Origin of the sequence: Xanthomarina spongicola, assembly GCF_003148645.1 — a bacterium.
Classification (GTDB): Bacteria; Bacteroidota; Bacteroidia; order Flavobacteriales; family Flavobacteriaceae; genus Xanthomarina; species Xanthomarina spongicola.
On the sequence record NZ_QGGP01000004.1, the window covers coordinates 193,649 to 213,240 of the forward strand.

General features: G+C 32.1%; 19 protein-coding genes. 7 read left to right on the forward strand and 12 right to left on the reverse strand.

Annotated elements, in window-relative coordinates; genetic code table 11:
- Positions 1 to 2: 2 nt before the first annotated feature.
- Positions 3 to 770, forward strand: coding sequence for a T9SS type A sorting domain-containing protein (locus tag LX78_RS09695; protein WP_170109839.1), 768 nt, complete (start codon positions 3 to 5; stop codon positions 768 to 770).
- 14 nt (positions 771 to 784) lie between these two features.
- On the opposite strand, the gene LX78_RS09700 is transcribed toward LX78_RS09695, so the two are convergent.
- From LX78_RS09700 to LX78_RS09710, 3 genes are read right to left on the reverse strand one after another with little or no spacing between them, the layout of a single operon-like run.
- Positions 785 to 2,224 carry a hypothetical protein gene (locus tag LX78_RS09700; protein ID WP_146192567.1) on the reverse strand — a complete coding sequence of 480 codons (1,440 nt, stop codon included), beginning with the start codon at positions 2,222 to 2,224 and terminating at the stop codon, positions 785 to 787.
- Positions 2,225 to 2,234: 10 nt separating this feature from the next.
- A complete protein-coding gene (locus tag LX78_RS09705; protein ID WP_109682466.1) occupies positions 2,235 to 2,813 on the reverse strand; it encodes a hypothetical protein in 579 nt (192 codons plus the stop codon).
- Positions 2,797 to 3,348, reverse strand: coding sequence for an RNA polymerase sigma factor (locus LX78_RS09710; protein WP_109682467.1), 552 nt, complete (start codon positions 3,346 to 3,348; stop codon positions 2,797 to 2,799). The genes LX78_RS09705 and LX78_RS09710 overlap by 17 nt, the downstream gene beginning before the upstream one ends.
- Before the next feature lie 176 nt (positions 3,349 to 3,524).
- Here LX78_RS09710 and LX78_RS09715 point away from each other — a divergent pair, with 176 nt between their 5' ends.
- Positions 3,525 to 4,079: a DUF2911 domain-containing protein gene (locus LX78_RS09715; RefSeq protein WP_109682468.1), complete on the forward strand. Its 555-nt coding sequence runs from the start codon at positions 3,525 to 3,527 to the stop codon at positions 4,077 to 4,079.
- A 9-nt stretch (positions 4,080 to 4,088) separates the two neighbouring features.
- The gene (gene meaB / locus LX78_RS09720; RefSeq protein WP_109682469.1) at positions 4,089 to 5,165 is read left to right on the forward strand and encodes a methylmalonyl Co-A mutase-associated GTPase MeaB; all 1,077 of its coding nucleotides are present in this window, start codon (positions 4,089 to 4,091) and stop codon (positions 5,163 to 5,165) included.
- 156 nt (positions 5,166 to 5,321) lie between these two features.
- Here meaB and LX78_RS09725 read toward each other — a convergent pair whose 3' ends face one another.
- Positions 5,322 to 6,263: an NAD-dependent epimerase/dehydratase family protein gene (locus LX78_RS09725; RefSeq protein ID WP_109682470.1), complete on the reverse strand. Its 942-nt coding sequence runs from the start codon at positions 6,261 to 6,263 to the stop codon at positions 5,322 to 5,324.
- A gap of 98 nt (positions 6,264 to 6,361) precedes the next feature.
- Between LX78_RS09725 and LX78_RS09730 the strand changes: the two genes are divergently transcribed.
- From LX78_RS09730 to LX78_RS09740, 3 genes are read left to right on the forward strand one after another with little or no spacing between them, the layout of a single operon-like run.
- Positions 6,362 to 7,075 (forward strand): glycosyltransferase family 2 protein, encoded by a 714-nt coding sequence (locus LX78_RS09730; protein ID WP_109682570.1) that lies wholly within the window; start codon positions 6,362 to 6,364, stop codon positions 7,073 to 7,075.
- Positions 7,075 to 7,695 (forward strand): lipid-A-disaccharide synthase N-terminal domain-containing protein, encoded by a 621-nt coding sequence (locus LX78_RS09735; protein WP_109682471.1) that lies wholly within the window; start codon positions 7,075 to 7,077, stop codon positions 7,693 to 7,695. The genes LX78_RS09730 and LX78_RS09735 overlap by 1 nt, the downstream gene beginning before the upstream one ends.
- Positions 7,692 to 9,329 carry an ArnT family glycosyltransferase gene (locus LX78_RS09740; protein ID WP_109682472.1) on the forward strand — a complete coding sequence of 546 codons (1,638 nt, stop codon included), beginning with the start codon at positions 7,692 to 7,694 and terminating at the stop codon, positions 9,327 to 9,329. The genes LX78_RS09735 and LX78_RS09740 overlap by 4 nt, the downstream gene beginning before the upstream one ends.
- Position 9,330: 1 nt before the next feature.
- Here the strand turns inward: LX78_RS09740 and LX78_RS09745 are convergent, their stop codons facing one another.
- Genes LX78_RS09745 through LX78_RS09755 form a run of 3 tightly spaced genes read right to left on the reverse strand, consistent with a single transcriptional unit; the run spans position 9,331 to position 11,549 of the window.
- Positions 9,331 to 9,903 (reverse strand): phosphatase PAP2 family protein, encoded by a 573-nt coding sequence (locus LX78_RS09745; RefSeq protein WP_109682473.1) that lies wholly within the window; start codon positions 9,901 to 9,903, stop codon positions 9,331 to 9,333.
- Between the two features lie 5 nt (positions 9,904 to 9,908).
- Complete coding sequence (locus LX78_RS09750; protein WP_109682474.1) at positions 9,909 to 10,136, reverse strand: hypothetical protein; 228 nt, start codon at positions 10,134 to 10,136, stop codon at positions 9,909 to 9,911.
- A 36-nt stretch (positions 10,137 to 10,172) separates the two neighbouring features.
- Positions 10,173 to 11,549, reverse strand: coding sequence for an MATE family efflux transporter (locus LX78_RS09755; RefSeq protein ID WP_109682475.1), 1,377 nt, complete (start codon positions 11,547 to 11,549; stop codon positions 10,173 to 10,175).
- 281 nt (positions 11,550 to 11,830) lie between these two features.
- Between LX78_RS09755 and LX78_RS09760 the strand changes: the two genes are divergently transcribed.
- Positions 11,831 to 12,766, forward strand: a complete 936-nt coding sequence (locus tag LX78_RS09760; RefSeq protein ID WP_109682476.1) for a TolB-like translocation protein — start codon at positions 11,831 to 11,833, stop codon at positions 12,764 to 12,766.
- A 1-nt stretch (position 12,767) separates the two neighbouring features.
- Here the strand turns inward: LX78_RS09760 and LX78_RS09765 are convergent, their stop codons facing one another.
- The 5 genes from LX78_RS09765 to yidC form a co-directional block, all read right to left on the reverse strand.
- Entirely contained in the window at positions 12,768 to 13,709 is a 942-nt protein-coding gene (locus tag LX78_RS09765; RefSeq protein ID WP_109682477.1) for an NAD(P)H-dependent flavin oxidoreductase, read from the reverse strand.
- The gene (locus LX78_RS09770; RefSeq protein WP_109682478.1) at positions 13,709 to 15,310 is read right to left on the reverse strand and encodes a S8 family serine peptidase; all 1,602 of its coding nucleotides are present in this window, start codon (positions 15,308 to 15,310) and stop codon (positions 13,709 to 13,711) included. The genes LX78_RS09765 and LX78_RS09770 overlap by 1 nt, the downstream gene beginning before the upstream one ends.
- Before the next feature lie 24 nt (positions 15,311 to 15,334).
- Positions 15,335 to 16,543 carry a tRNA 2-thiouridine(34) synthase MnmA gene (mnmA, locus tag LX78_RS09775; protein ID WP_281267909.1) on the reverse strand — a complete coding sequence of 403 codons (1,209 nt, stop codon included), beginning with the start codon at positions 16,541 to 16,543 and terminating at the stop codon, positions 15,335 to 15,337.
- Positions 16,544 to 16,821: 278 nt separating this feature from the next.
- Positions 16,822 to 17,493 carry a toxin-antitoxin system YwqK family antitoxin gene (locus LX78_RS09780; RefSeq protein ID WP_245881512.1) on the reverse strand — a complete coding sequence of 224 codons (672 nt, stop codon included), beginning with the start codon at positions 17,491 to 17,493 and terminating at the stop codon, positions 16,822 to 16,824.
- Positions 17,494 to 17,665: 172 nt separating this feature from the next.
- Positions 17,666 to 19,567, reverse strand: coding sequence for a membrane protein insertase YidC (yidC, locus tag LX78_RS09785; protein WP_109682480.1), 1,902 nt, complete (start codon positions 19,565 to 19,567; stop codon positions 17,666 to 17,668).
- Positions 19,568 to 19,592: the final 25 nt, after the last annotated feature.

Sequence of the window (19,592 nt, forward strand, 5' to 3'; positions counted from 1 at the left end):
TTATGAAAACAATTACTTATAAATGGAAGTTATTAATAGCAACATTTAGTTTAATTTTTTACTCCAGTATGAGTTTAGGGCAAGTAGACTTAATTGCTAGTGTTAACGACGCTAATCCACCATTAAGCAATGGTCAAAATTTCACTTATGAACTGGTAGCAGTAGCAAGTTCAAATTATAGAGGTGTTCAGGTTACTCTAGATTATGACCCATCTCTTATTCAAGCAGTTAGTTTAACACCTGTCTATAATTTTCAAGTAGAATTAGCAAATAATATAGACAATGGGAATGGTGTAATAGAGTATGCTGGAGGGGATTTTTCTGGAAATATTAGTGGCACTGAAACTATTTTTACAATTGTATTTAATGTCATAGATAACAGTTCAACCATTTCAATAATGCATGATTTTAGTGGAGCTCTTGGTACAGCAGTCACTAATGCAGCCGGACAAAATGTTTTAGGAGCAACAAATTCAATAGTTTTTGAAACATTAAATATTTCAAATGAAGATTTTAAGAGCAATATTTCTATTTATCCTAATCCAGTAAAAGGTAATTTAAATATAACAACTAATCATACATCAGAAATAAATGAGATTCGTTTATATACTATAGATGGGAAGCTTGTATTTATTGATAAAGATATTAAAATGACAAACAATCATTTAAATATTGACACTTTAAGCACATTAACTAACGGATTATATTTAATGACTCTTACTTCTGTGTCTGGAGAAAAGGCAACATATAAAGTGGTTATAGATCATTGAGTTTGAAGAGAGTTCTATTTTAATTCTACTTGACTATATTTGGCATTAACCACAATGGTTTTATTACTTGTTAAATTACCTGTTGAGAAGCTAGAATTCACTTCATCGGAAGATTTTTTAGGATGTTTTAATTTAGAATATTTGCCTTTATATTGTAAGTTATAATCTGCTTTAGGCAAGGTAACACGAGCTTTACTATTTTCTAAAACAATGTTTAGATTATTAAACGTATCTGAAATATTACTAATAATTAAATCGCCAAAACTTCCATCAATAATAGCATTGCCTTGAAGGGTTCCAATGTTTATATTAGACGAATTAGCGCTTAATACCAATCTATTTACAGTACTGATATGTGCTTTTTCTACATAGTTTAATTTTAACTCTCCCATAATCCAATTTGATATAGTAACTGGAGAATAAGACGCATTGATGGAAGTCTGGCTTCCATCAATGCTATTTGCTAATAAACTAGTATGAGATAATTCGGCTTTTAAATTGTTAATTACAGAAACCATTTTCAATTCGCCATAACGCACATTCACTTTGAGTTTAGCTCCTTTAGGCATTTTAATTTTAATGGTTTTTTTAACTTTCAGATTTCTTAAATCAGATGGAGAGTTAAACAAAGACTCATGAAGCTCTTCATATTCATCTTGGTTCTCTTCAAATAATTTTGCTTGTTCTTCCATTTGTTTGCCAAACTCTTCTCCCCAAAGCTCCATGCTTTTTCCAAATTGTTCTCCCCAAGCTTCCATATCTTTTCCAAATTTCTCGCCAAACTCTTCTCCAAATTTTTCACCCCAAGCTTCCATCTTCTTTTCAAAGTCTTTCATTTCCTGGCTAGACTCAAGTTGTTTAGCCCAGTCTTCCATTCTTTTGGCATATTCATCGCCATATTTCTCGCTGTATTCCTTACTCCATTTTTCCATGTAAGCATCGCCTTCTTCTTGGAATTTCTCATAATCGAAATCCGAATTAATCATCCCTTCTGGAAGCTCTGGTAATTTTGGCATTTTAGGCATTTTAGGCATGTCGGCTAGATTTAAAGATTCTAAAAGATTTTCCACGATTGGCATATTTGCCAATTCAAATTCCAAATCCTGCAATGCCACAATAGATTGCTCATCGAAAAGCGTGTTATTTAATGTCCAAGGTAAATTATCTGTACCAGACGTAATTGACACAAAGTCGTTTGAACCTTCCACTTGAATTTTCCATGCTTCTAAATATTCCTTTAGTTCTTCTTTGCTTAAAGAACTACTTTCTACATAAGCCTCTATCTCTATAATATCTTTATTCCAAGTATCTATTTCAATGTTGGTATGGTTTGTATTCAAATCTAATGTAACCTGATCTGTTACCTTTATGGATTGTGATATTTTATCTAACTTTTGTTGTGCCGAAACACTCATTACCATTAGAAAAAATATGCCTATTATTATTCGTTTCATTTTGATTATTTTAAATGTTTGTTCGTTTTTTGTTTGATTCTGATGTTTGCAATGATTCTAATTGCTCTTTTAGACGATACATAAGGTTTAAACGAAACTTTAAATTGGTAATAAGTGCATTTACTGTTAACTCATTTGGACCAGAGTTTGTGAGCTCTAAGGAGATTCGCTTATATTCTTTATTAAGTGCATCTAACTGACTGATATAACCGTCAATAAGCTCTTTGTTCTCTGGTGTTAATTTCACTTTTGATAACTCGTAATTGATATTAGCCAGATAGTAATCTTCTACTTTTTTAAAATCTGGTGAAATATCTCCTAAAGACTTTGTTGGTTTCTCAACTGTTTCTAGTTGTGTGTCTACCACTTGTATGTCTATTGGTTTATTGATATACTTATAAGCACCAAAACTCAAACCAAATACGACCACAATACTTGCAGCCAATTGCATCCAAGACCAAGACGATTTTTGATTCTCTGGAAGTTCTGCTTCCAGTTTATTTAGAAATCGAGCTTCATGACCTTCAGGCATTCTTTCAGTAGATTGCTTGTTATCATTTTTAATTATATCTCTAAGATCTTGTGCCATCTTTTGTGTGTTTTAACAGTTCCTGTAATTTTAGTTTCCCTCTGTAAAGCTGTGTTCTAGAAGCCACTTCCGAAATTTTTAAAATCTCTGAAATTTCTTGATGGTCGTAACCTTCAATTAAATAAAGCATGACGACATACCTATATTTTTCAGATAAATTATTAATGGCTTCCTTAATATTGTCTATACTTACAGCATCGTCTACTAACCATTTGTCTTCATCACTTGCATCTACTACTTTTAGGTGCACCTCTTCTAATTCAACCAAACGTTGGTTTTTAGACTTTAAAGCATCCATACTAGTGTTAACAACAATACGTTTTAACCAAGCACCAAAAGTCACCTCAGCTTGATATTGATGGAGTTTAGAAAAGGCTTTAATAAAAGCATCCTGAACCACATCTTCGGCTTCGGCTTCATGTTTAACAAATCGTTTTGCCACAATATACATCCCTTGGCAGTACTGGTTGTATAACTGCATTTGTGCCTTACGATTGTTTTGCTTGCATTTTTCAATAATATGATTTTGAAACATGCTCTACTTTTGGTTTTTTAGATTAGTTCTCTTTAAAGACGAGTGAAAAAATGGTTTGTTGCAAAAAATGAAAATTATTTTTGAAGATATCGAAAATATTTGAAAAGAAATTAACGTTTCCGTTTTAAAGAATATGACTTTTGAAGTATCTTTATACAACAATTAAAATAGTAGTTATGAATAGATTTTTAAAATGGATTATTGGACTTTTAGTTCTTGTTGCTATAGGTGTTTTTGTGTACTCTGTTTTAAATGATGGGTTATTAAAAAAACCCTTAAGTCCAAAAAAGGTAGTCAGCTTTACAGTGGATGATATAGAGTTAAAAGTGTTTTATAACAGACCATCAAAACGTAATCGTGAGATTTTTGGTGCTTTAGTTCCTTATAATCAAGTTTGGCGAACTGGAGCTAATGAAGCTACAACTTTTGAAACCAATAAAGCCTTGAAAGTAGGCAAAGATTCTCTTCCAGCTGGAAAATATACCTTATGGACAATTCCTGACGATTCAATATGGCATGTTATGTTTAATCAGAAACAATATTCTTGGGGAGTTGATATGGAAATGAAACCTATGAGAGAGCCTGAATTTGATGTTATTGATATTGAAGTTCCTGTGCAAAAAATAAACATAACAGTAGAACAGTTTACCATTGGCTTTGATAATTCTACAGATAACTTATCTTTAACCATGGCTTGGGATGATACGAAAGTGGTTGTTCCTTTAAAATAAAACAAATTCGTGGCAAAAGAAAGAAAATCGGCATTGGAAGAAAAAGAAGGAATTCAAGAACCTGAAAGCATTAATACATCTTCTATTTCAAAAATAAAATCTAAACGCCATAAGCTGCCTTCTGCTGAAGATTTAATTTCAGGGATTTTAAATGGTAACATGACTGCTTTAAGCCGAGCCATTACTATTATTGAAAGTAAAAATCCGTTACATTTTAAAAAAGCACATACCATTATTACTGGTTGTTTACCAAATGCTAACAAATCTGTAAGGATTGGCATTACTGGTGTTCCAGGTGTTGGAAAAAGCACGTTTATTGAAGCCTTTGGAACCCATTTAACCAGTCAAGGTAAAAAGGTAGCCGTTCTAGCTGTCGATCCCAGTAGTTCCTTGACTAAAGGCAGTATTTTGGGAGATAAAACACGAATGGAAGCGCTTGTAAAAGACACACAGGCTTTTATTAGACCTTCGGCTTCAGGAGATTCTCTTGGAGGAGTTGCCAGAAAAACACGTGAAACCATTATTCTTTGTGAAGCTGCTGGCTTTGATACCATTATAATAGAAACCGTTGGCGTTGGCCAGAGTGAAACTGCTGTACATAGTATGGTTGATTTTTTCTTGCTACTAAAATTAGCTGGAGCTGGAGACGAGCTACAAGGTATTAAACGTGGTATTATTGAAATGGCAGACTTAATTGCTATTAATAAAGCTGATGGAGATAATTTAAAATCGGCAAAACTAGCTAAAGTAGAATTTAACAGAGCTTTGCATTTATATCCTAAAAAAACATCGGAATGGCAACCAAAGGTATTGCTTTGTAGTGCTCTAAAAAATGAAGGAATTGAAGCTATTTGGGAACAAATTCAAGAGTATGTAAATCTTACATCTAACAACACATATTTTCAGAAAAAGCGTCGTGAACAAAACAAGTTTTGGTTGATACAAACCATCGAAGATCATTTAAAGTCTAACTTCTTTAATAACAAAGACATGAAAGCAGCTTTAGAAAAACAATTACAACTTATTGAAGAAAATAAAACCACGCCTTTTGCAGCTGCTGATTATCTCTTAAAATTCAAGGTTTAAAATTCAAGATATAGAGTTTTTGTCACGAATACACGAATAATTCTTTAAGGTGTTTGTTGTTAAATTGTAAGGTTGTAGCTAAAATCCGAAAGTTCTGTTTAATAAGTGGCTGGCAAAGATAAATCAATGCTATTGCACAACTACGTATAATTAAGACTATAAGAAATTAGCCTCGTACCATTCCACCTGCTTTTTAACACCTTCTAATAAGGTTGTTTGTGGATTGTAATTAAGTAATTTTTTAGCTTTATCAATATTGGCTTTTGTACGAAGCTGGTCTCCTGCTCTAGCCTCCACATGATTTATCTGTATCGTTTTTCCAATAACCGTTTCAACAGCTTCAATACCTTCTTGAGTTGTGTGTTCTACTTCTGTTCCAAGGTTAATAATTTCGCCATCAACAGCATCTTCATTATTAATAACACTTACAATACCATCAACAATATCTCCAACATAAGTAAAACTACGCAAGTGAGTTGCACTACCTTCATATAATGGAAAAGCCTCGTTATTAAACCCACAAGCTATTAATTTTGTGTACATTTTTTCTGGTCTCTCTCTTGGACCTATAACAGAATACAATCTTAAAGAACAAGCTTTAAATTGCTTTTCTCTAGATTTTTGAAGAATTAATTGTTCGGCAGCTAATTTTGTAACACCATAATGCGAAGCAGGTTTTGGAGCTACACTTTCTGGAAATGTTGCTTCTAAACCATAAATAGAAGAGGTAGCTATATTAACAACCATCTTTAAGTTTGTTAGTTGTAACGCATAATCAATTAGATTCTTTGTCCCAATAATATTATTTGAAAAATAATCTTCAAACGTAGATGTTTTGGAAATTCCAGGTTGTGCAGCAAAATGAAAAATATAATCAATGTCTTTTGGCAAGCTATCTGCCAAATCCTGATCTCTTAAATCTTTTTTAATAACAGATATCCCCTTTTCACCTAGCGCTTTTTCGTTTAGTTTTTTTAAAGTCTCACTATAATAAGGTGAAAAATTATCAATCCCAATAACTTGGTGACCTAAACTTTGTAAACGCTCTGCTGTATGAGAACCAATAAATCCAACGGCTCCTGTTACTAAAATTTTCATAAATGATTATTCTAATTATTCTTACAAAGAAACATTTTTTTTTTGTAAGATTAGAATTCTTCAAAAAAGAATACATTTGTAAAACCAACAATCCATTTATGAATTACAATTTTACCATTATAGTTCCAGTTTATAATGAAGAAGATAATTTAATTCGGGTAGAACAAGCATTACTTGATTATATAAAAATAGCCACCAAGAAAACAAAAATCCTCTTTGTTAATGATGGTTCGAAAGATCAAAGCCAAGAACTTATTGAAGCTATTTGTAGCAGGCAAACAGATTTTACTTTTATTAGTTTTAAAGAGAATAGAGGTTTAAGTGCCGCTATAAAAGCTGGGTTTGATTGTGCTGATACAGAACTTGTTGGTTATATTGACTCCGATTTACAAACAGCTCCTGAAGATTTTAATTTACTACTTGAACATATTGGCGAATACGATTTAGTAACTGGTGTTAGAGCCAATAGAAAAGATAGTTTTGTAAAGAATATGTCGTCTACTATTGCTAATGGCATTCGTCGTGCTTTTACTCATGATGGGATGGACGATACTGGTTGTCCTTTAAAAGTAATTAAAACAGACTATGCCAAACGTATTCCCATGTTTAAAGGTTTACACAGATTTTTACCTGCTATGATTTTATTGCAAGAAGGGAAAATTATTCAGATTCCTGTTCAGCATTTTCCTAGAATAGCTGGAACAGCTAAATTTGGATTGTGGAACCGTTTACTTGGACCATTAATGGATTGCTTTGCTTATTTATGGATGAAGAGAAAATACATTAATTATTCCATAGCTAAAAAAGGATAATGGATAGCTGGATTATATATAGCATTGGATTTCTAGCACAGATTTTATTTTCTTCTAGATTGATAATTCAATGGCTAACATCCGAAAAGAAAAAACAAGTTTCTACGCCAACGCTTTTTTGGTCTTTAAGCTTAATTGCCTCTTTCCTGTTATTTATTTATGGATATTTAAGAAACGATTTTGCTATTATGTTTGGTCAGGCACTTACCTACTTTATATATATAAGAAACTTACAATTACAGAACCAATGGCAACGTTTACCTAAGCTAATTCAGTTATTTTTATTTTTTGTCCCTATTTTAATCGTTATTTTCTATTACAATAATAATGTGATAGACGTTGAATTATTATTTAAAAATGAAGCCATTCCGTTTTGGTTATTGACTTTAGGTATTGTGTCTCAAATAGTCTTTACACTTCGTTTTGTTTATCAATGGATTTATTCTGAAAGACGCAAAGAATCTGCCTTACCACTTGGGTTCTGGGTTTTAAGTTTGGTTGGTTCTATTTTAATTCTAACCTATGCCATTTTTAGAGAAGATCCTGTTTTGTTTGTTGGTCATATATTAGGAACAGTCATTTACATTAGAAACCTTGTTTTATTAAACAAATCGAAATGATAAAGCTTTTTAAAAAATATCCCATATTAAGTATTATTGTCTTTACACTAGTCATGCTATTGCCTAATTTGAATGTGATAGACGTTTCTATTATGGAAGCCAGAAATTTTATTACTGCTAGAGAAATGGTAGATGATGGCAACTGGTTATTAACAACTATGAATGGGGAACCACGTTACGAAAAACCTCCTTTACCAACCTGGTTAACAGCCATTTCTGGAATGCTTTTTGGATTAAAAAGCACCTTTGCTTTAAGACTTCCAGCCATTCTATTTATCATGGTTATTGGTATTTATATATTTAAAATATCTAAAATAGCCACAGAAGATATCTCTTTAAGTACCAGGAATGCATTTATTGCCTTAACATCATTCTATATTATTGGTATTACTATTGAAGCTCCTTGGGATATTTTTACACATGGTTTTATGTGTATAGCCATCTATCATTTATTCTCAGTATTTAAAAAAGAAAAAAACTATTGGAAACACAGCTTATTAGCAGGATGCTTTTTAGGTTTATCTTTTTTATGTAAAGGTCCTATTTCAATGTACGCTTTAATGTTGCCGTTTTTACTGGCCTATGGATTTACTTTTAAATACAAGCAAGTAAAAGCTAAAGCATTTTCGTTTGTTAGTATTTTAATCCTAACCTTTGCTATTGGTGCTTGGTGGTATTTGTATGTGAGGTTTCAAGATCCTGCAACATTTAATGCCATTACTCAAAAGGAAACTTCCAATTGGTCAAGCTACAACATTAGACCCTTTTACTATTACTGGAGCTTTTTTGTACAAAGTGGTCTTTGGACTATTCCTGCATTTATAAGCCTGCTGTATCCATATTTAAAGTCTAGAGTAAGTTATTTAAAAGTCTATCAATTTAGTATTCTTTGGACGCTTTTTGCAGTCGTTTTACTTTCGATTATTCCTGAGAAAAAATCAAGGTATTTAATGCCTGTTTTAATTCCATTAGCCATTAATATTGGGTTTTATGTAGATTATCTGATTAAACATTTTAAAAATATGACAGATAAAAAAGAAACCATTCCTGTCTATTTTAATTTTGGATTGATTGCCTTTATAGGTATCGCTTTTCCTATTTTAAGTTATGTGTTTTTGAAAGACACTATCTCTAATCATCTGTTTTCATACATTTTAGCTTCAGTTGTATTATTCAGTATTGGTGTGTTTATTTTACTTTATTTAAAGAAGAAAGACATGTCGAAAGTGTTTTCTTTAACAGTTTTGTTTTTTGCCTGTGTTATCATAACAGCCTTACCACTTACAAAAGGATTTACAAATGAAAAATACAACCCAATAACTGGTCTAAAAGCTGAAGTTAAAAAGCAAGGTATTAACATGTATGGTGAAAACTATATCTCACCAGAAATGCTTTGGTATTATGGAGAAAAAATTCCTTTTATATCCTTTCATGATGGACTAGATAACTTGCCTGATGATGACAAGTTTGGTCTGTTAACAAAAGAAACTTTTAATGAAAAGACCCTAACTAAATTAGAAGGTATATATTACATAAAAGAAATTACGACTTATAATATAAATCGTTTCCCTGAAGATTCGAAACAGTACAATGACAGGCTTTTGAATGTGTATTATATTTTTGAAAGGAAATAACTTAATAAAGCTCGTACTTATGCTTTATAAACTGACTTATTTTATAAAACATAAATCCTGAAAGTGATCCAAAAATAAAACCACTCAATACATCCAGTGGATAATGAACACCAATATAAATTCTACTGTAGCCCATTAAAGCCGACCAGAAAAGTAAAAAGAAAATCAAATTTTTGTATTTATGTCTTAATAACAATCCTGCAAAAACAGCTACAGCCATAGAATTAGATGCATGACCTGAGAAATAACCAAATCGTCCACCACAACCTTCTTTAACAATCCTCATAACGTCTTTTACTCCTTCTTGATGACAAGGTCTAAAACGTTCGAAACCATGTTTAAACAAATTAGTAACTTGGTCTGTAAATGTTACCATAAGCACTATTATAATTATAGTAACAGCAAAAAACTTAAGACTTTGTTGCTTAAATATTAAATACAATAAAACAGCATAGAACGGAATCCAATAAAACTTTGTTGTATAAAACATCCAAAAAGCATCCCAAGTTGTAGTCCCTAAATTATTTAGGTATAAAAAAAGTTCTGTATCTAGTTGTACTAATTGTTCAAGCATCTTGTTTAGTCTTCGTAACGTAAAATTTCTCTATCGTAAAAATCTGTTGCTTGTTGGATTAATCCTTCAGCTTCAGTTTCAAGTTCCTTTTGATCATGCTGGTCGAAATCTTCAAGCCATTCAACCTCATCATTCTCTAAATTAATAATAAATCTAGGGAATTCTGTATGTATTACAAATATAGCACTTGGGTAATCTGTGTTATCGCCAAGTAAAAATTTAGGAAAATCCATGTTAATTGTTAGTTGTTAGTTGTTAGTTGTTAGTTGTTAGTTGTTTGACAAAATTAACTTTTTAGTTAAATAATTAAATCGAATATACAATAAAATAGCTGCTGTTGTTAAACCAGCTAGTAAACCTAACCAAATACCAAAGCTTCCATAAGCCTCTTCTTTTCCTAAGTAAAAACTAATTGGAAAACCAATAATCCAATAGGATATAAAGGTAATTATTGTTGGTATTTTAACATCTTGCAAACCTCTTAAAGCACCAAGCATAACCACTTGTATACTATCGCTAATCTGAAAAAAGGCTGCAGCTATTAATAGTTTTGAAGCAATACTTACTACTTCAGTATTATCTGCTAGGTTTTCTAAATCGTTAAAATCGACATAAATTTTTGGCAAGTGTTGATGGAAAATAAAAAATAACAACCCAAAAATAACAGCAAAAATAAATCCTAATAAAAAAATAGAAAACGCAATACGTCTTAACTCCAGATAGTTTTTAAGTCCTTTTTGATTTCCTACACGTATCATAGATGTGACACTTAATCCCATAGCTACCATAAAGGTCATAGAAGATAAGTTTAAAGCAATCTGGTTGGCAGCTTGTGGATTTTTACCCAACAGTCCACTTAACCAAATAGCAGCTGTAAAAATGGCTACTTCAAAAAACATTTGCATGGCACTTGGCGATCCTAAATTCATTAATTTTTGAAGCATCAATTTATTTAAGGAAAAGAACTTTATGTTAGTTAAATAAGCTTTCGATTTCTCTTTTCCTTTTAACAACCACCACAAATAAGCTACCATAACTATTCTAGAAGCTAAGGTTCCATAGGCTGCACCAACTATTCCGAGTTCTGGAAATCCGAATTTTCCAAAAATTAGCAGATAGTTAAGAATGACGTTTATAACATTTGCTAGGATTGTAGCATACATTGGGTATCTAGTCATAGATAAGCCATCACTAAATTGTTTAAAAGCCTGAAAAACAATTAAAGGAATTAATGAAACTGCAACCAAATCTAAATAAGGTATGGCCAATTCGACCACCTCTATGGGTTGTTTCATTAAATACATAAGTGGTTTTGCAAAAAACACTAACAGGAATAATGACACTCCTAAAACAGTACATAAAAACAAACCATGCTTAAAAGCCGATTTACCTCTTGAGAAGTTTTTTGCAGCATCTGCTTCAGCAACCAATGGTGTTATGGCAGTAGAAAAACCGATTCCTAAAGACATGGCAATAAACATAAAACTATTACCTAAAGATACTGCTGCCAATTCGGCTGTACCTAATTGCCCAACCATTATATTATCAATAAACTGTACAAAAGTATGACCTAGCATACCTAACATGACAGGAGCTGATAGTTTCCAGTTGTATTTAAATTCTTTTGTATAGTTACTTAATACCATTTAATGATAGTAATTGTTTCAATTAAATAATACCTTTTTGCGCTATGCTTCAAAATAAAAATAAACCGTAACGATGCTATGCTTGATTTTTCTTTCTCGCCTAACACAAAAATCTTTTTATTTTCTTTTAATAAATTATTATCACAAAATGGTATAAACCATTCGGCAAAAGTAGTATTTAGGTTTTTGTAAAACTAACTAAGGTTGTTTTTTATCCTAGATTAACATGATTTTAAGATAACTAATAAAATCCCTGTAGTATCTTGTTTCAAAATAATTATATGAAATCTATTAGTACTACTTTGTTATTATTTTTTAGTCTTTTGGGTATTTCTCAAGAAACTCCTGAATTATTTTTAGCCGAAATCACTAGTAATTTTCCAAACGTTAGAGATCTTGCTATATCACCAAATGGCAATGAAATGATGTTTACTGCTCAAAGTGTCTTGGGGAATTTATCAGCAATTGTAATTTCAAAGAAAACTAATAATAGTTGGTCTACACCAGAAGTAGCTTCATTTTCTGGTCAGTTTTTCGATTTGGAACCTTTTTATTCAAACGACGGATTGAAACTTTATTTTGTGTCAACCAGACCATTATCTAACGAAACTCTTGAACCCAAAGATTTTGATATTTGGTTTGTTGAAAGACAAACTTTAAATGAAGTTTGGTCTGAACCAATAAATATGGGATCTCCAATAAATACAAAACATGGAGAGTTTTACCCTTCTATTGCTAATAATGGGAATTTCTATTTTACTAGAGATCATCCAGATTTAAAAACGAAGGATGATATTTATGTCAGTGAATTTAAAAATGAAACATACCAAACTCCTGAAAAACTAAGTTTATCTATAAATACTGAAGGCTATGAATACAATGCCTTTATAGCTCCAGACGAGTCTTATTTACTTTTTGGAAGTTATAACCGAAAAGATGGTTTTGGAAGTGGTGACTTGTACATCAGTTTCAAAACAGAAGATCAATGGACTGTTGCCAAAAATTTAGGTGACAACATAAATTCAGATAAAATGGATTATTGCCCTTTTGTTGACACCAAAACAAATACCTTATACTTTACTAGTAAACGAGATAATACCAAAGTACAACAAGAAAAACCATTAACAACTGAAGAGCTTATAACAGAACTCAATAAAGCTGATAATGGTTCTAGTAGGTTATATCAAGTTTCTATTGATGAGTTAATGAAACAATAATTTAAAAATTCAAAACACTTTTCTTCGCCTCCTCAAATTCCAACATCATATCTTTCACAATTTGAGCAGCTGGTTTAATGTCGTGAATCAAGCCTGCAATTTGTCCTATTTCTAATTCGCCATCGTCTAAATCGCCTTCAAACATACCTCGTTTGGCTCTGGCTCTTCCTAATAATTCTATAAGCTGTTCTTTAGTTGGAGAGGTTTTATATAGGTCTTGAATCTCGTTAAAGAATTTGTTTTTCACCAGTCTTACAGGTGCCAGTTCTTTTAAAGTTAATTGGGTATCACCTTCTTTAACATCAACCACTACCTGTTTAAAAGCTTGATGTGCTGAACTTTCTTCACTAGCCACAAATCGGCTACCAACTTGAACGGCATCTGCTCCTAAAACCATAGTTGCCAACATGGCTTTTCCAGTTGCAACACCACCTGCTGCAATCAACGGGATTTGTAATTGTTCCTTCACCATTGGGATTAAAGTTAAGGTGGTAGTTTCGTCTCTTCCATTATGTCCTCCAGCTTCAAAACCTTCAGCAACTATAGCATCTACTCCAGCTTCTTGAGCTTTTAATGCGAATTTGACACTACTAACCACATGAACTACTGTAATGCCTTTTTCTTGTAACCAACCTGTCCATGTTTTTGGGTTTCCTGCTGAAGTAAAAACAATCTTTACGCCTTCTTCCACAATAATATCCATGATTTCCTGAATATTTGGATATAGCATTGGGACATTAACACCAAAAGGATTATCTGTAGCTTGTTTACATTTTTGAATGTGTTCTTTTAAGACATCAGGATACATAGATCCAGCTCCTATTAAACCCAATGCGCCAGCATTACTAGCTGCTGAGGCCAAACGCCAACCTGAATTCCAAATCATGCCTGCTTGGATGATAGGATATTTTATATTGAATAATTGTGTGATTCTGTTTTGCATTAATTCTTGATTAATTTTTTAGTAAATGATCCGTTTTGTGTTTCCATTTTTAATAGATAAACACCTTTAGACAATGATGATACATCTATTGTCGATGATTCACTTAGTTGTCTATCCAATACTTTTTTTCCTAAAATATTATACACTATAATTTGTACTTGCTTTTCCGTTGAAGGCAAAGAAATATGAACAGCATGATAAGCTGGATTAGGATAGACACGTATATGAGTTTGCGCATTTTCAATTTCTTCAATACTTAACACTTGACTTAAAGCCAAGGCTAAATTAGGGATTCCATAACCTAAAAAATAATCCGGAGAATTATATTGTGAAGCAGTTTCCCGAACCAATTGCATAATTTCAGTATTGCTTAAATCTGGTAAAGCTTGCCACAAACAAGCCAATGCTCCAGCCATAATTGGAGAACTAAAAGACGTGCCATTAGCTGTACCAATGGTATTATTACGCCTTATAATATAACTAGCTTCTCCTTGAGTAACCACATCTGGTTTTTGTGTTGGCTGAAACATACTTCCTACCGAACTAAAGTAAGCATATTCTCTATCTGCATCCACTGCACCAATAGTAAATACGCCAGCAGCATCTGCAGGTGCATTTAACCCGTTTGCTCCAGCATTTCCAGCAGAATTTACAATTAACATGCCTTTTTCGAAAGCGATATTGGCACCTTTACTAATGTAAGTAGTTAAACCATCTAAATCTGAATCTGAATGTGTGTAATTCGGGTTATCGTAGGTTTTATAACCTAAAGACGAATTAATTATGTCTACACCTAAACTGTCTGCACGTTCGGCAGCTTCCACCCAAAGACTTTCTTCAACCGGATTTTCGTTTGGTGCATTTTCGGTTCTAAATAAATAGTAAGATGCATCTGGTGCAGTACCTACATATGCATCTTCAATATATCCAGCCATTGTACTCAAAACATAAGTACCATGACCACTTGAGGTGTTTGCATACACATCCGGATTTCTATCAAAAAAATCGTAACCACCTATAATGCCATTGTTATCTCTTAATCGTTGAAATCCTCCCATGGTATTCACATCTGGGAATCCAGCATCAATTACTGCAATGGTCATTCCTGTTCCTGTGAAATTTGATTGATGTAATTCATCTCCATGAATCATTTGAATTTGATTAGCAGCATCTCCATAGTTAAAAGTTGTTCGTGCTGCTTCAAAATCGAATTTATTTTTTGGTTCACTTATTCTGGCATTCAAATTCTTATCAGCAAACACAATGTAATCCACAAATGCTAATCCCAATAAATTATTGATGTCTGTTTCACTGCCACGAACATGAACAGCATTAAACCATTTGGATTTGGCAAGTACTGTAATTCCTATTTCTGTTTTTAATTGTGAAATATAATTTTCATTAACAGGCACATCGCGTTCATCAATTATTATTCCATGAGCCTGCTTTCTATCAATGGCTTCTTGAGATAAAATTAAAATGGGATTTGCAATGGAAGCTGCTACATCTTCTTTATCTGTTAAATAAACCCAAGCATCTTCTTGAGCAAAAATTTGAAGTTGAAAACAAAGCAGTAATAAAAAAAGTAGTCTTGAGGTCATGAGTAAACTGTTTACTCATGCAATTTAAGAAATTACTCCTGAACCAACTAATTCATCTTGTAGATACCAAGCAACAAATTGACCTTCTGTAATGGCAGATTGAGGTTCTTGAAATTCTACATATAAACCAGAATCTACTCTGTAAAGAGTGGCTTTTTGTAATGCTTGTCTATAGCGAATTCTAGCCATGACATCCATAGTTTCATCTACTTTAAGTTGAAGATCTTCACGAATCCAATGCAATTCTTCATTAGTTACGAATAGAACCGATTTAAATAAACCAGGATGTTTATTTCCTTGACCAGTGTAAATAATATTATCGTCTACATTGGTGTCTATAACAAAGAGAGGCTCTACAGTTCCACCAACTGACAAACCTTTTCGTTGTCCTTTAGTAAAATAATGGGCTCCTTGATGTTTACCTACTACTTTCCCATCTTGAATGGCATATGGTATTTTTTTTGATAAATATTCAAGTTCTCCTTCTTTAGAGGAAAAGTTTGGAAGCTCTTGGTTATAGGCATCAAAATCTTTAGGAACCTCAACAATAACACCTTCTTTAGGTTTTAGTTGTTGCTGAAGAAATTCAGGCAATCTCACTTTTCCTATAAAACAAAGTCCTTGCGAATCTTTCTTTTCGGCTGTAATTAAACCTTGTTGAGCTGCAATTTCTCTAACTTCTGGCTTTTGCAATTCGCCTATTGGAAACAACGCTTTTGCTAATTGGTCTTGAGACAATTGACATAGAAAATAAGACTGATCTTTATTTGAATCTGCTCCTGAAAGTAATTGATAAATTTCTTTACCATCTTTTTCTATGGTTCCTTTTCTACAGTAATGACCAGTCGCTACATAATCTGCTCCAAGTTCTAAAGCGATTTTCATAAAGACATCGAACTTAATTTCTCTATTACAAAGCACGTCTGGATTAGGTGTTCTTCCTCTTTCGTATTCGTTAAACATATAGTCTACAATACGTTCTTTATATTGTTCGCTTAAGTCAACCGTTTGAAACGGAATGCCTAATTTATCTGCCACAAGCATGGCATCGTTACTATCGTCCAACCAAGGACATTCGTTAGAAATAGTTACAGAATCGTCATGCCAGTTTTTCATAAACAAGCCAATAACTTCATAACCTTGCTCTTTTAACAAGTATGCAGCTACACTGGAATCTACACCTCCAGAAAGTCCAACTATTACGCGTTTATTCTTCATATTTTCAATTTGCAAAGATATGGATTTTACAGGTATTTGTCACTTTTAAACTTATTTAAAATTCATATTGATTTTTTTAAACTAATAGTTATCAATGACTTAAGAAGCTTTAAAAAATTTAGAATTTTGAAAGTTTTAAATAAGATTATTTTTTTCTATATTTACAGCACTTATGTTTAGGTGGACTCCAAACTTCGATTGATTAATAGCTTACTCAACTTGCGAAATACCTAAAAAAGTAAAGCTCCTTATTTTTATAAGGAGCTTTTATATTTTTATAGTCTAATAAAAAATTAATCCTTTTTTAAGTACGGGTTTTTAGTATAGCGTGTAAAATCCTTTTCTTCAGTTAATTCACCATTCTTATAGTATTTCCAAACCCCATCTTTTCTATCGTTTTTATATTGACCTTCAATTTCTAAAGTTCCAGTAGCATCATAAAAATTAGCTTTCCCATGTAATTCTCCATTTACATAGTTATATTCTTTCATCTCCTTTCCGGTTTCGTCAAACCAGATTGCTTTTCCGTGTAATTTATTGTCTTTATAGTTTCTTTTTTCAGCTAATTGTCCACTGTTATAGTATACCAAACTTTCGCCTTCTAATTGACCTTGACTGTTATAATGCTCTAAGGTCATAACCTGATTGGAATTTTTATGAAAATAGGTCCATTCACCTATATAATCTTTTCCATTCATCTGTCCTTTGCTAATCACTTTTCCATTGGATGCATAAAAGGTCACTTCTGCTATATTGTTTTTTTCATTGAACTGCTTGGTTGCAGTTAAAATAGCTTCTTTGTTAATGTTTTTGTAGAATTTAAAAAGACCTATTTCTTTACCATGATTAAATTCTCCTTGGTAACGTATAATATTAGTGTTCTCAAAATTCTTCTTCCAGACACCATGTCTTTTACCATTTTCATCTAATAGATTGATGGATTGTGCCATGAATAATGTTGGCATTAGAAGTATTAAAAGGATTTGGATTTGTTTCATACTCATTGAGAGGTTCTTAAAATGTTATATTAAAAACGAATTTAAAGCTAAAATGTTGTTTAACAAACAAGCTGCAAAAATGCAGCTTGTTGAGGTTCTGAAAATGAATTCAGAAAGACTTATTTTTAAGCAAAACGTGTTATTTCTTACGTTTTTGCTGAGCTTGTTTTTGATGTTCTGCCTGCTCCATCATATCTGCCATCTTCTTTTGAAATTTATTTTGCTTTTTAGGCTTCTTTTTATTCACCTGAATTTGCGCATGAATTTTATCTTCATCTAGAATATAATTCTTTATAACTAACATAATACCAATACTAATTATGTTTGAGATAAAGTAATATAAACTCAATCCTGATGCATAGTTATTAAAGAAAAACAACATCATTAATGGCGAGAGATAAATCATGTACTTCATCATCTTAGCCATATCAGGCATACCTTCTTGAGTTGGTTGAGATGCCATTTGTTGTCCTGTTGTCATTTTCATATAAAAGAAAATAGCAATAGCTGCCAAGATTGGAAACAAACTTACGTGATCTCCATAAAAAGGAATTTTAAATGGTAATGTTGCTACAGCATCATAAGAAGATAAATCGTCTGCCCAAAGAAAACTTTTCTGTCTTAAGTCGAAAGCTGTAGGGAAAAACATAAATAAGGCATAGAATACAGGTAATTGAATTAATCCTGGTAAACATCCACTTAATGGACTTGCTCCTGCTTTATTTTGAAGCGCCATAGTTTCTTGTTGCGCTTTCATTTTATTGTCTTTATACTTTTCTTTTATTTCATCTAATTCAGGTTTTAAAACTTTTAGTTTTGCCTGAGATAAGAATTGTTTGTATTGTACAAAAGACATTAATAACTTAATAAGAATGGTCATGACAATAATAGCAATACCATAAGGTAAGAAGCCACTTAAGAAACCGAATAAAGGTATAAATAAGGCTTTATTAATCCATCCAAAAATTCCCCATCCAAATGGAATACTTTCGTCTAGATTATCATCATATTTTTTTAAAATCTTACTATCTGTTGGACCGAAATAGAACTGCAAAGGTTGATTAATTTCTCCTGCTTGAAATGCTAGAGGCAGTTTTGTAGTAAACTGTTTTGTAAATAACGTATCAATATCTTCGTTTGCAACTAAATCTTTGGACGTGATTCTAACATTTTTTAATGGCTCTTTAGAAACTAATATAGAACTAAAAAAATGTTGTCTATAGGAAAGCCATTTAAGGTCTTGAATTGTTTCCTCGTCTTCACCAGCTTGTGATAGTTTGTCTATTTTCCCTTCTTCGTATTGGTAAGTTAATCTTGTATAACGATTCTCGTATGAAATACTTTGATCATGACGATAGGTGTCTAATTTCCAATCTAAATTTACTTCTTGAGAGCTATTAATAACATTGTTTAACCCTTTAGATTGAATGGTAAAATCTACCATATAATCATTTGGTTTTAGTTCATAACGATACTCCAAATATTTTTCTGGAGACACTTTTAGTTTCATAGAAACTACAGTATTCTCTCCATTTTTTGTAACCGTTGGTTGAAAGTAAAGATCTTTTGTATTTAATATTCTGCTATCGGTTGTTCCAAAATTAATATTGAAATCTGTATTTCCATCTCTAACTAAATAGATAGGAACAGAATCGAAATCGACAAATTTATTTAGTTTAATTTCAGATAAATAACCACCTTTATTACTGAACTTAAGAGACAAAACACCATTTTCTACAACGGTTTCGTTATTTGTTGCTGAAGGAAGCGTAGATGAATAGGCAAAAGCACCTAATTTATTATTTAAAGCTACTAATTGTGTAGAATCTGATATTGTTGCAACTGAATAATCTTCTGCTGTTGTAACAGCTACATCATTTTCAGCCACTTTTTTCTCAGCTTCAACTTGCTCTTGTTTAGCCTGTTCTTGTGCTGCTTGTTCTTCTTCTGTTGGTTTGTTTGTGTACATCATGTACACTAGTATTCCAAAAATAAGTACAAATCCGATAATCGAATTTATGTCAATTTTCTTTTCTTCCATATTATAAATTTTCTCCACCTATACA